A 13183-nucleotide genomic window follows, 5' to 3' on the forward strand; every position below is an offset into this window, starting at 1 on the left:
AAGCGTGCGGTATTAATTATCGCACGTTTTTTTATTTAATTTTATCCGCTCTAAAATTCTTCTTAACTTAGAAGTGAATCAAATTAAAATAAATGAGTAAAACGATCATTGGTAGCCAAGAATGGGTATCATTACCAGAACTAGAGATTCCAACCATAAAAGTAAGGGTAGACAGCGGTGCCAAAACTTCTGCCCTACACGCTGTTAATATCCAGCCCTTTCAGAGGAATAACGAAACTTGGGTCACCTTTGACGTATACCCTATTCAGCATAACGGTAAAAAGGTTATTCATTGCGAGGCCGTTGTTATAGACAAGCGTGTTATAAAAAGCTCTACCGGAAACCGCGAGAATAGGTACATAATTAAAACTACGCTCAATATAAACGACACCACTTGGGATATTGAAGTTTCCTTGACCAATAGAGACAGTATGGGCTACCGCATGCTCCTTGGAAGGGAAGCCATGATGGGGAGATTGATTGTAGATCCAGAAAGCAGCTTTATTTTTGGCGACCTAAGCGATGAAGACGTAAACAAACGCTACAAGGCCAATGTACAAAATCAAGGAGGCTTAAAAATTGGATTACTGGCCAGCAACCCCAATTTATACAGTAACCGGAGGATCATTGAAGCCGGGGAACGCATGGGGCACGAAGTAGAGTTTTTCAATATCCGGCAATGTTATATGAAACTGGATGCAGAAACGCCGGAAATACATTACCGTGGCGGAAAGATTTTAAACGATCTCGACGCCATAATCCCGAGAATCAGGCCGAGCATGACCTATTACGGGTGCTCACTGGCCAGGCATTTCGAGTCTATACACATAGCCTGCCTTAACAAAGCCGAAGCCATTAGGCAGTCTCGGGACAAGCTTTTTTCGTTGCAATTGCTCCTTAAAAACGGCGTAAGCATTCCCACAACGGGGTTTGCAAACTCCCCGCTAGACACTAATGACCTAATAAAAATGGTTGGTGGCTCACCTCTTATTATAAAATTACTGGAAGGAACGCAAGGAAAAGGCGTTGTGCTGGCCGAAACCAAAAAAGCGGCCGAAAGTGTTATTAATGCCTTTAAAAGCCTTAATGCATACATTCTTGTGCAGGAATTTATAAAAGAAGCCAACGGCAAAGATATCCGTTGTTTTGTTATTGACGGAAAAGTAGTTGCGGCCATGCAACGGGAAGCACCTCCGGGAGAGTTTAGGGCAAACATGCACCTTGGCGGAACGGCATCGTTAATCAAATTAACATCGGCTGAAAAAAAGATTGCCGTAAAAGCCACCAAAGCCATGGGACTGGACGTTGCCGGGGTAGACATTATACGTTCTTCCAAAGGCCCGCTCCTATTGGAAGTAAATTCGTCGCCAGGTTTGGAAGGGATCGAAACCGCTACCGACATAGACATTGCAGGGCTCATGATAAAATCTATTGAAAAAAAATTGAACTGGAAAGCTAAAAAATAACATATAACCATTATCTTTTTTTAAGCACCACATCAATTTATCTAATAAAAATGTAGTTAATCTAATATTTAAAAGGCCACTACAATTTGCTTTGGAAATAGCGTAATTTTGCCACATGAATGCACTTACTTCCAAGCATCGGTTAATAAAAGCATATACGCTGGATTTTGGGTATATAGAGATTTACCCCAATTTTGCCATTGGCTCTATGAATGATGGTATAGACCTTACGTTGGAAAATATTTCATCATTGGCCTCATTGGCCGAAATACATTACCGAAACAAAAACTTTGGGTACATTTCCTTAAGAAAAAATTCGTATGCCATAGACCCCGCTTTGTATGCATATATTAAAGAGGTCGAAAACCTAAAGGCCGTAGCCATTGTTTCTACCAAAGAAATATTTAAGCACAATTATAAAATAGAAAAATATTTTTACGGGAAAGAAATGAAACTTTTCCGAAATATTGAGAATGCCATTCAATGGGTTCATGCCAATTGCAATGACCAATAATGTTTTCCCCTGCTTACTTATTCCCGAAACGAGTGTGACGCTCGTGATAGTGCAGAGACAAGCGCTATAACTTGAACCTAATACTTCCGGAGCTTTGGCTTTGAAGCTTCATTTCTTCTTCACTACACCTCAAAAATTAGATTTCAAATTAATTAAATTTTATGGTAATACATAAAAAAGAATCATATCAGATAAAATAATATGCTTTGTATCAAAAAATAACTTCACAAAAACAAAAACCCTGCAACCAAATGGTTGCAGGGTTTTTGTGATCGCGCCAGGATTCGAACCTGGGACCGTCTGCTTAGAAGGCAGATGCTCTATCCAACTGAGCTACGCGACCATTGTAAATTGAGACGGCCATACCTCAAGCGTGACGACCTCCATCTTTTGTCGGGGTGGTCACGCCTCAAGCGCGACGACCTCCATCTTTTGTCGGGGTGGCAGGATTCGAACCTGCGACCTCCGCGTCCCAAACGCGGCGCGATAACCGGGCTACGCTACACCCCGAAGGTGTTAAGTTAAATCGGCAAGAAACCTTTTTATTCCTCGTTTTTTAACTTTTCTTTCCAGTTTCATAGCTTCTGCTCTGCTTGAAACTGGTATTATTTTTATCAACTTCCAAGACACTCCCCTTTTGGTCGATTTCACCAAGCCCCGATTGTGCCTGATTATTCTTTTTTCAATGTTTTCGGTTTGCCCAGCATAATATTGCGAAATACCTTCGCTGAACAATATATAAACCACATAATCCATTTTTCATTTCATATGTTTGGGGTGGTCACGCCTCAAGCGTGACGACCTCCGCGTCCCAAACGCGGCGCAATAACCGGGCTACGCTACACCCCGATTTTTTTCGGTTTATGAAATAAATAACATCGAAAAATAAAAGCGGAGAGACAGGGATTCGAACCCTGGCGACAGTTACCCGCCGACAGATTAGCAATCTGCTCCGTTACCACTCCGGCACCTCTCCAATTCTTTATATTAATTATGAACGTGCAACCTAAAATTGCGGATGCAAATGTAGTAGTTCATCTAGAACAATGCAACTATTTTTTTAATTATTTTTAAAGTAAAAAAGTACTTTCCTAGCTACCAATAAAATACTACTCCGGATATTCTATTCGTAAATGGTATATATTTGTCAATTTTTGTTTTAGCACCTTTTTTATTTGTTCTATTTCCTTAAAAGTAATATTTGCATTTAAAAACTGACCTTCGTCTATTTGCTTTGTAACAATTTTTTCTACAAAATCGTTAATAATCGTGAATGTGGGGTTTTTTAAACTTTTAGATGCTGCTTCAACCGAATCCGACATCATCAATATTGCTGTTTCCTTTGAATACGGAATGGGGCCCGGATATTGAAAATCTTCTTTTGAAACATTTTCGTTTAAATCGTAAGCTTTTCTGTAAAAATAATAAACCAAGGATGTCCCGTGGTGGGTACGTATAAAATCTATTACCCGATCGGGCAAATTATTTTTCTTTGCCAATTCAATCCCCTCAATAACATGATCGATGATAATTTTGGCACTTTCCTCGGGCGATAGCTCGTTGTGGGGATTTACACTTGTAGTCTGGTTTTCGGTAAAATAAGTTGGATTGTTCATTTTCCCTATATCGTGATACAATGCCCCTACCCTTACCAACATGGAGTTTGCCCCAATTTCATTGGCTGCTGCTTCCGCTAGGTTTGCCACTTGCAGGGAATGATGAAAGGTTCCCGGTGCTTTGTCGGATAATTCTTTTAACAATTTGGAATTCGTATCGGATAATTCCAATAAAGAAACATCAGACACCAATGAAAACAATTTTTCGTAAATGTAAATCAATGGAAATGCGGCCAGCGTTGCTAACCCGTTCAATACAAACAACCCAAATGTTATCCAATGTATGTTTTCAAAATTTCCTTCATGGATCACATAAAATGCAAAATACGCTATAATGTACACCAAGGTAATCTGTGCTACCGATATAAACAGATTGGCTCTTTTATGCAGTTCGGAAATAGTTTGAATGGTTACGATCCCCGCAATAATTTGAAGAAAAACATATTCAAAACTATTGGGCACGATAAAGCCTAACAACAACACGGTTAAAACATGCGTGAACAAGCCCAGCCGTGGGTCGAAGAATGCTTTTAATATCAAGGGCATGATACACAACGGAACGACATACACATAATCTACATTAAACTTAACTACCGTGGTTGTTAAGAATATCATCACCAAAATATTAAAGAAAATAAATGTTACCTTGTTGTTGTTTATAAATACTTCTTGACGGTATTTTTGTAAAAACAACAGCAACATAAACAGTGTAATCCCCACCAAAATGGTATACCCGAATACAATCCAGTTATAATTACTTTCGCTCCACAGTTTAGACTGGTATTCTTTCCGGAGGGAACTTAAAATATTGTATTTTTCGCCTTCTACAACTTCGCCTTTGGCAATAATCCGTTTTCCTTTATCTATGTTCCCCCTTGTGGTTGTTACCTTTGCCAGTTCACGTTCTAATGTTTTCGCGGTAAGTACTTCATCAAAGAAGACATTTGGTTGAATAATATCAAAATAGAGGCTGTTGTATTGAGATTTATATTCGGTAAGCCCTTTTTCTTTTATAAAAGTGCTTATTAACCGGTCTATTTGATTTAGTTTAACAAAACTTCCATATAAAACCGTTCTTTCTTCATTTCTCTTAACCACATTCACAACGCTATCGTCTGTATAATCAGAGTTAAACTGTACAACCCCTTTTTCATATATGGTATTAAGCAGTTCCTGCCCATACGAATATAACCGATCCCTTTCGCTCTTACCGTAATCATCCGAAGGGAAATATGAGTTAAACTTTTCGTCGAAACCGTTGTAAACGGCATCTGTTATGGCATCTTCATACCTAAAATAATCAGGATGGTTGGCCTGTATGGCTTCTTTGTCTTTTTTTATTTCCGCATCGGTTTTATATATGGCAAAATCGAACGGTGCGTATAAAGTTTCATATTGCCACAATTTTCCTTTTTGAAAATCATATTTAAATTTCCCTCCTTTTGGGAAAAGATAAACTATCAAAACAATAGTGGCTATAAATAAAAATCCTTTATAAACTATAGATTGATTTTTATATAAGTTGTCTAAAAATCGCTTCATTTAACAGGGTATTGATATTCAAATGTAACAAAAAATAGTATCCTTATTGATATTTATTAAAAAGGAAGTTCTTGTGAATATCTTTTTAAATTAACTAAATTCGCAACAATAAAACGAGTATTATGAACAAAGTTGTAATTGTATCGGCTGCCAGAACCCCCATAGGAAGCTTTTTGGGCTCTCTATCTACGGTGCCTGCGCCTAAATTGGGTGCTGTTGCTATTCGTGGGGCTCTTGACAAAATAAACCTGGACCCTGCTTTGATTGAGGAAGTATTGATGGGAAATGTAGTGCAAGCAGGTGAAGGGCAAGCCCCGGCAAGGCAAGCCGCCATTTTTGCCGGAATACCAAACACGGTTCCATGTACCACGGTCAATAAAGTTTGTGCCAGCGGCATGAAAGCCATTATGCAAGGTGCGCAGGCTATTGCCCTGGGAGATGCATCTATTGTTGTAGCCGGAGGAATGGAAAACATGAGCCTTATCCCTCATTACGTACATATGCGACAAGGAACAAAATTTGGCCCCGGCCAATTAATCGACGGGCTCCAAAAAGATGGACTTGTAGATGCATACGACCAAAATGCAATGGGCGTATGTGCCGATGCATGTGCCACAAAATACAAGTTTACACGTGAAGATCAGGATGCATTTGCCATTCAATCATACAAAAGGTCTGCCAAAGCATGGGAAGAAGGAAAATTTGCCAATGAAGTTGTTCCCGTAGAAGTCCCTCAACGCCGTGGTGAACCCATTCTATTTAAGGAAGATGAAGAATACAGAAATGTAAAGCTCGATAAAATACCGTCATTAAGACCTGCATTTACAAAAGAAGGAACGGTAACGGCAGCCAATGCTTCTACTATAAACGATGGTGCCGGAGCAGTGGTATTAATGAGCGGGGAAAAGGCCAAGGAATTAGGGTTAAAACCATTGGCCACTATTTTAAGCTATGCAGATGCCGCTCAAGAGCCGGAATGGTTTACCACGGCCCCAGCAAAAGCATTGCCAAAAGCGCTTGATAAAGCCGGACTGAAACTAAATGATATTGATTTCTTTGAGTTTAACGAAGCTTTTTCGGTAGTGGGTCTCGCCAATATGAAAATTTTAGGGCTTACAGACGATAAGGTAAACGTAAACGGAGGTGCTGTGTCCCTCGGGCATCCATTGGGGTGCTCCGGAGTGCGTATCTTGATTACCCTACTAAGCGTTTTAGAACAAAATAACGCTAAAAAAGGTGCCGCGGCCATTTGTAACGGCGGCGGTGGTGCTTCGGCCATTGTAATTGAAAGAAATTAATATTTATACCTAATCATCAGCTAAATGCAATATGGAATTTGTCATCTAAGTATCGTTCCTTTACGTAATGAGCCCCAACATATAGGCGAACTTAGCTCACAAGTGCTTTATGGCGACCATTTTAAAGTACTGGAACGCAGAAAACAATGGAGTAAAATACGCTTGGCATTCGACAAATACGAAGGGTGGATAGAGAATACCCAATACCAGCTTATAGATGAAGAACTATACCATATTGTAGAAAAGGAAAAACTTGTATTGTCTGCCGATTTAGTTGAATTTGTATACGACAATCAAAATAACCTGCTCCCCATTCCTTTGGGCTGCAACGTAAAGGCTACCGAACACCTTTCCGGGAGTTTCGACGGTGAAACAAAACAAGGCGTCTTGCCAAAAGAAAATATTATCGAGACTGCTTATCTGTACCTTAATACTCCTTATTTATGGGGCGGAAAAACACCTTTTGGAATCGATAGCTCCGGATTTGCACAAATGGTATACAAACTAAACGGCCATAAATTGTTAAGGAATGCAGCCCAGCAGGCATCGCAAGGTGAAGCTTTAAGCTTTATTGAAGAAAGTGAGCCCGGCGACCTTGCTTTTTTTGATGATGATGAAGGCAATATTATCCACGTTGGTATTATTATGAAAGATAATTACATTATCCATGCCCATGGAAAAGTTAGGATAGACCGCATTGACCATACCGGAATCTTTAATGTAGATACCAAAACACATTCGCATAAATTGCGGGTCATAAAAAAGATAATATAAACTTATTAAAAGCCACTGTCCAAAATAAAAATGAACAGTGGCTTTAGTTTTTATTTATCCACTATAATTTTATCTATTTTGTTCAATTCTGTTTTGGTAAACTTTATATTCTTTATAGCTTCTAGGTTATCCTTTAGCTGAGACACCCTGCTCGCACCAATCAATACCGATGTTACCCGCACATCCTTTAGCAACCAGGCTATTGCCATTTGTGCCAGACTTTGCCCCCGGGCTTCGGCTATATCGTTGAGCTTTTGTATTTTTTCAACAAGTTCGGGTTTTATGCGCGAAGCATCCAGATAACTCCCTTCGGTAGCGGCCCGCGAATCTTTTGGGATCCCTCCGAGGTATTTTGATGTTAAAATTCCTTGTTCGAGCGGAGAAAACACGATACTGCCAATGCCCACCTCGTCCAAGGCGTCCAAAAGCCCGTTTTCTACCCAACGGTCCATCATATTGTACCTTGGTTGATGAATCAAGAACGGTGTTCCCTGTTCTTTTAATATTTTTGCCGCTTTTTTGGTATCGGCGGCGTTGTATTGAGATATTCCAACATATAATGCCTTTCCCTGTCGCACTATTTGGTCCAGGGCGCCCATGGTTTCTTCCAATGGCGTATTTGGGTCGGGCCGGTGATGATAAAAAATATCCACATAGTCCAGTTTCATTCTTTTTAAAGACTGGTCCAAACTGGAAATTAAATATTTGCGGGACCCAAAATTCCCATAGGGTCCGGGCCACATATCCCAGCCTGCCTTTGTAGAGATAATGAGCTCGTCTCTGTATTTTTTAAAGTCGCGTTTAAATATTTTGCCAAAATTCTTCTCGGCAGAACCATATGGGGGGCCATAATTGTTGGCAAGGTCAAAATGTGTAATTCCATGGTCGAATGCAGTACGCAATAGCTTTGCGGCATTGTCAAAATCGTCGTTATCGCCAAAGTTGTGCCATAATCCCAACGATAACAGCGGAAGGTCTATTCCGCTTTTTCCGCAGCGGCGGTATTGCATTTGTTCGTATCGGTTTTCGGCGGGTTTGTATTTTTTCATTTAATATAGGTTTTCTTGAGACATAAAATTAACATAAATGTACAAGACTACTGCCATGCACCGGCACAAATGCCATTAAAATCAACATTTTTTAATGTTTTCGGCATAAATCCAACATATTTCAACCAAACGGCAAAAAGCGCCAGCTATATAGAGCCAAGCGCTTTTAAACCTAACAAAAAACCTAAATTTTAACTCATCGAGTGAGCATTAAAGCCCAATTGCTCCCATTGGTACGGGAGCGAATGGGCTATTAACCAAAAAAACTTATCTTTCGGTACTACTTACGTAATAAGTTGAAGGCCGGTTTTATTTTTTTGCACAAAAATTTTCTATGGCCGTGCCCGTTACTGTTTTTTGGCAGCATGTTGTACAATAAAAGCCGGGAAGTAAAGTTTTTTATAGGTTTTGTACGGGTGCCAAACAGAAAAGCATCCCTATGGTTTAATTATGTATTTACATTAACTATTGTATTTTAGCAGTATAAATTTTCATCAGTATGAATCCTTCTGCGCAAGGCTGGATCGATAAATATGGCTCAATAGTAAAAAAGAAGGAAATTCTTTATCCTTCTGCCGAGGTTTTGTACACAGAAATGAGAAAACTTGGCTTTATTTACGGTGCCAATGTGGATATTCCGGGCATTTTACAGTCAAACAACGATCTCTCTGAAGATGAAATGGCAAAGGTTAACCTGCTCACGGCTTTGCACGGCACTTACCAGTTTTATTGCGCCGATGGCGGCAATTTTACAGATTTTTTAAACGATGTCCTGCTTTTTTATGATGATCTTGAGGCCGAAAAGATTTCTTTTATAGACAACCTGTTCACGGGGAAGAAACCAAGCGCAAGATTGGAAAAAATCGTGCACAACCGCGTGCATATACTCGATAATCTGCTTACCAAAAATTTTAGCAAGATACTTACCAATTCGCTCCTGTACGTAGATGTTTTGATGTACACCAAACACCTAAACGGACACAAAAACCTACGCCCGCATGCCAAAAAAATGGAAAGTATCCTTATTAACCTGGCATACCACGCCATTAACGCCAAACAGGAAAAAACCGAGAACGATAACCAACTGCTCAAGCTCTTTAACGCATCGTTGCTGTACAACAATGTAGAAGACGAACAATTTGACGGTACCTACCGGGATAAATTGAAAGGTGATTTCTCTTTGCCCGAAAAAAAATACTTTATAGACATGGTATGCCTGGCCGCTTGGGAAGATCACTCGGTAGATTACAAGGAATCTGAATTTATCTTTGGCACCGGCAAAGATTTAAGGCTCGACGACAACATGGTAACAGAATCCATAAACCATGTGAGCGTTTTTTTTGAAAAATACAAAGACCGCGTATCGCTTTTTAAGAGTGCGCACCCCATTATGCAGTTTTTCGACAATTCGCACACATTGGTAAAGCGATTGATAAAAAGAAACAGCAAACGCTTGGTAAAAGAGCTTACCGAAAGCAAGGAACTTATCTATTTACTGGGAAAATCTACCACTACCGACCTCTCTGACGAGGAACGCAGGAAAATAAAGGAACAATTGCTGGACATTTTTAAATCCATTCCGTCCTTGGCCATTTTTGCGCTGCCCGGCGGGGCCATATTGCTCCCTATTTTTATAAAATTGATACCAAAGCTCCTCCCCTCTGCCTTTGACGATAACCGTATAGACGAAGAATAGCTTTGGCACAATTTTTTGCCCCACTGCCACAAAATTGTGCACGGGGCCACATATGTAGGCTAACTATTAACTTTTTACCCTTTTATCCAGCGATTCCAATAATTGCGGGTGCTCTTTTAGCTGAATTTCGGCAACAACATAAAAACTATGCATCCACCGATTTAATTTATCAAAAATCTTGTTGCGGTCCTTGGTAGCATCCTCTTTTACACCCTTTATTTCTATATAATCAATATATTTGTTCTTTAACAGCGTTACATAATCTATGGCGCTTATAATATCTTCTTTTTTGATGCCAATGCCGGCAATCTTTTTTTGCAAAGCCGTAGAAGTGTACAAAGTTTCGTAAAACTGCGCTACCGAATCTTGCCACTGTGCATATTTTGAAGGAACCGGCCTGTTTATTCCCAGCTCGTCCATTGCGTTGCCATCTTCTTTAAAAACTATCTTGGCCTTGGCGCGTTGCTCCTTATAAAACTCTGTAACTTGTTTTTTTAGGCGTTTAAATTCGCTGGAAGCCGCAGAAAGCTCGATACTTTTACGTGTTTGGTTCCTAGTTGCATCTTCTGTGCCTTTTAGCAGCACTTTTCCTTCGTTTATCTTCTTCTCGTCGTAACCAGATAACATCATGGCCTCTTTTATGTAGTTTGATTTTTCTACGTTTTGCAATGCTATACCGTATTGCATCAATTTTCCCATAGGGGTGTTCTTTCCTTTCATAATATCCTATTTTTGAAATTCTGCGGACAATATAAAATATAATCTATGATAAAAATCATAAATTCTCTTAAAAAACACGAAATACATTAAAATTAATGTATTGATATACACCATTTTTTAGGTATATAGTCGTAATAAAATTCTTATTTTGATGATTTTTGAAGAATTTTAAACAAAAAATGAAGTATCTAGGAAGAAATTGTAAAATACCCTACGGAAAAGAATATAGATACTATTTTTTTTAAGATTGCCATCCCTATTCAAGCCCTGTAAAACGACTTTGCATTTTGTTATAGCGGTTTTAAATGATGCCATATCTATTTTAATAAATGTGCTACCCTATTCAGCTTTTTTACACATTGCGACACCCATCATCTACTCCTTTCAGATTTTTTTCATCTTTATTGATAAAAGCAGACCTACAAGGTCAGAAAAAAGACCTTGCAGGAATTTAAAGTACCGTATTATCTATATATGAATACATATCGTGAATTGCTTTACGGAATTTGCTTTAATCCCGTTTTATATGATGCATTCTTTACCTTTTTATACAATGTCCCATCTTTTAGTAGCTATAGTGTATCTTTTTTGGCTTTATTCCACACTTTGTAGCCGATGTTCCATTTTTATGGTTGAACACAGACCTACAAGGTCAAAAAAAAGACCTTGCGGGAGTTTATGGTTTTACATTCAGCTTTTTTTGCACACCTAGGCATCTATCTTCTATCTTTTTTAATTTTCTTTTATCTTTTTCAACTTTATTACACACTTTAGCACTCGTCATCCATCATTTTTAGCTTTTTTCATTTGTATGGTTAAAAGCAGACCTACAAGGTCAAAAAAAGACCTTGCAGATGTTTTGTTTATTATAATAATAGAAAATAAAATCCCAAAGGCATTCATTATATCAGTGTCCACAATCCTGCAAGGTTTCCTAAACCTTGTAGGTATCATATAACAGAAGAAACCATACTTACAAGGTCAGAAAAAAGACCTTGCAGGAATTTAAAGTACCGTATTATCTATATATGAATACATACCGTGAATTGCTTTACGGAATTTGCTTTAATCCCCTTTTATATGATGCATTCTTTACCTTTTTCTACAATGTCCTATCTTTTAGTAGCTATAGTCTATCTTTTTTGGCTTTATTCCACACTTTGTAGCCGATGTTCCATTTTTATGGTTGAACACAGACCTACAAGGTCAAAAAAAAGACCTTGCAGGAGTTTATGGTTTTATATTCAGCTTTTTTTGCACACCTAGGCATCTATCTTCTATCTTTTTTAATTTTCTTTTATCTTTTTCAACTTTATTATACATTTTTGCACGCGTCATCCATTATTTTCAAATTTTTTCCATTTTTTTCAACTTTATTACACATTTTAGCACTCGTCATCCATTTTTTTCAACTTTATTACACACATTTTTAGCCGAGTTCTATCTTTTTCAAAAAAAATAGACAGCATAGCACCTGTCTGCTTCCTTTTCAGAAAAAAAGAAACAACTGTTTGTTAATTACTAATAAATATTGCTAAAAATTGACGGAATTTCTATTGTGTCTTGTCCACAAACGAAAAAATGGCGTCCACAAAGGCTTTATTGTTTTCAAAATACAAAATATGGCCCCCGTTTATGCTAACTACCTCTTGATTTGGAAATTTAAATGCCTTGTAGTGGTCTACCCCAATGGCATGGTCCTTTTTTCCCGTAATTATCAATACAGGGCAGGCAATATTGGGCGTAATGGTAGTATAATCTTTTAAATAAGCATCGATACGCAGTGCATTTTGAGCAAATTGGTAGGTACTTGGGCTGGTAAGGTCTACACTGTCTACTTTTTCTACGTTTTCTTCTATGTCGGACAGTCTTTTATAATCCAAGCCCTCTTCGTTGAGCTGTTTGGTGGCTTCTATAAAGGTGGGGAACACGTCTTCTGGACCCGATGCGGTAAAATTGGTACCCAAAAGGCTGTTTATATAATCGGTTTGCCCGTTTACCGAATATAAAAGGTTTAATGTGGAGTTTGCAAGTATTAACCCCTTAACGTGCTGCGGGTATTTGGCTGCATAGTTTACCGCCAAGATGCCCCCAAAGGAGTGCGACAGGATATATACCTTTTCGGTGCCAAGATTTTGCCTTACTTGTTCGATATCGTCTACCATGCTGTCCAGCGAATAATCGTTATCGGCCGGATTTCCCGATCGCCCGCATCCACGCTGGTCTAAATAGATCATGGAGAGCTGCTCTTCGAGCTTGTTCCCGCCAAGGTCCTCAAACGATTTGCTCCAGGCCCCGGGCCCGCCGTGAACAAAGATACAAACGGGGCCCTTGCCCGCTTTTTTTGCGTACAACCGGACGCCACTGGTAGTTGTTATATAATTTTGTGCCTCTTTAACGGGATCAATACCGTTTTGTGCAGGCAATGCCGTAACTATGAGCATTAAAAATGCAGTAGAGATAAAAAATGTATGCTTCATGGTATAAAAAATAACTGTACGTAAAGAA

Annotated in this window: 10 protein-coding genes and 3 tRNA genes; 5 read left to right on the plus strand and 8 right to left on the minus strand. The window is 38.9% G+C overall.

The genetic code is table 11. From position 1 onward, the window contains the following. The first annotated feature begins 92 nt into the window (after positions 1-92). On the plus strand, positions 93-1466 hold the full coding sequence (gene rimK / locus UXI14_RS01200; protein ID WP_277898787.1) for a 30S ribosomal protein S6--L-glutamate ligase: 1374 nt from the start codon (positions 93-95) through the stop codon (positions 1464-1466). Between the two features lie 115 nt (positions 1467-1581). Next, positions 1582-1980 carry an STAS/SEC14 domain-containing protein gene (locus UXI14_RS01205; RefSeq protein ID WP_335964436.1) on the plus strand — a complete coding sequence of 133 codons (399 nt, stop codon included), beginning with the start codon at positions 1582-1584 and terminating at the stop codon, positions 1978-1980. A 269-nt stretch (positions 1981-2249) separates the two neighbouring features. Here the strand turns inward: UXI14_RS01205 and UXI14_RS01210 are convergent. The 5 genes from UXI14_RS01210 to UXI14_RS01230 form a co-directional block, all read right to left on the minus strand. After that, a tRNA-Arg gene (locus UXI14_RS01210) sits at positions 2250-2323 on the minus strand. Positions 2324-2415: 92 nt separating this feature from the next. Further along, positions 2416-2490 (minus strand) — tRNA-Pro (locus UXI14_RS01215). A gap of 6 nt (positions 2491-2496) precedes the next feature. After that, a complete protein-coding gene (locus UXI14_RS01220) occupies positions 2497-2736 on the minus strand; it encodes a GIY-YIG nuclease family protein (RefSeq protein WP_335964437.1) in 240 nt (79 codons plus the stop codon). Between the two features lie 136 nt (positions 2737-2872). Next, a tRNA-Ser gene (locus UXI14_RS01225) sits at positions 2873-2956 on the minus strand. 133 nt (positions 2957-3089) lie between these two features. Next, the gene (locus UXI14_RS01230) at positions 3090-5138 is read right to left on the minus strand and encodes an HDIG domain-containing metalloprotein (protein WP_335964438.1); all 2049 of its coding nucleotides are present in this window, start codon (positions 5136-5138) and stop codon (positions 3090-3092) included. A 122-nt stretch (positions 5139-5260) separates the two neighbouring features. Here UXI14_RS01230 and UXI14_RS01235 point away from each other — a divergent pair, with 122 nt between their 5' ends. Beyond that, positions 5261-6436, plus strand: a complete 1176-nt coding sequence (locus UXI14_RS01235) for an acetyl-CoA C-acyltransferase (RefSeq protein ID WP_335964439.1) — start codon at positions 5261-5263, stop codon at positions 6434-6436. 24 nt (positions 6437-6460) lie between these two features. After that, positions 6461-7210: a C40 family peptidase gene (locus UXI14_RS01240; protein ID WP_335964440.1), complete on the plus strand. Its 750-nt coding sequence runs from the start codon at positions 6461-6463 to the stop codon at positions 7208-7210. A 50-nt stretch (positions 7211-7260) separates the two neighbouring features. On the opposite strand, the gene mgrA is transcribed toward UXI14_RS01240, so the two are convergent. Further along, complete coding sequence (mgrA, locus tag UXI14_RS01245) at positions 7261-8259, minus strand: L-glyceraldehyde 3-phosphate reductase (protein ID WP_335964441.1); 999 nt, start codon at positions 8257-8259, stop codon at positions 7261-7263. 499 nt (positions 8260-8758) lie between these two features. Between mgrA and UXI14_RS01250 the strand changes: the two genes are divergently transcribed. Further along, positions 8759-9955, plus strand: a complete 1197-nt coding sequence (locus UXI14_RS01250; protein WP_335964442.1) for an LETM1-related biofilm-associated protein — start codon at positions 8759-8761, stop codon at positions 9953-9955. A gap of 66 nt (positions 9956-10021) precedes the next feature. Here UXI14_RS01250 and UXI14_RS01255 read toward each other — a convergent pair whose 3' ends face one another. Together UXI14_RS01255 and UXI14_RS01260 are read right to left on the minus strand one after the other, a co-directional pair. Then, positions 10022-10675, minus strand: a complete 654-nt coding sequence (locus UXI14_RS01255; RefSeq protein ID WP_335964443.1) for a hypothetical protein — start codon at positions 10673-10675, stop codon at positions 10022-10024. 1553 nt (positions 10676-12228) lie between these two features. Further along, positions 12229-13155, minus strand: a complete 927-nt coding sequence (locus tag UXI14_RS01260; protein WP_335964444.1) for an alpha/beta fold hydrolase — start codon at positions 13153-13155, stop codon at positions 12229-12231. Positions 13156-13183 lie beyond the last annotated feature (28 nt).

It is taken from the genome of Galbibacter sp. PAP.153 (genome assembly GCF_037029175.1).
In the GTDB taxonomy this organism is placed as follows: domain Bacteria; phylum Bacteroidota; class Bacteroidia; order Flavobacteriales; family Flavobacteriaceae; genus Galbibacter; species Galbibacter pacificus.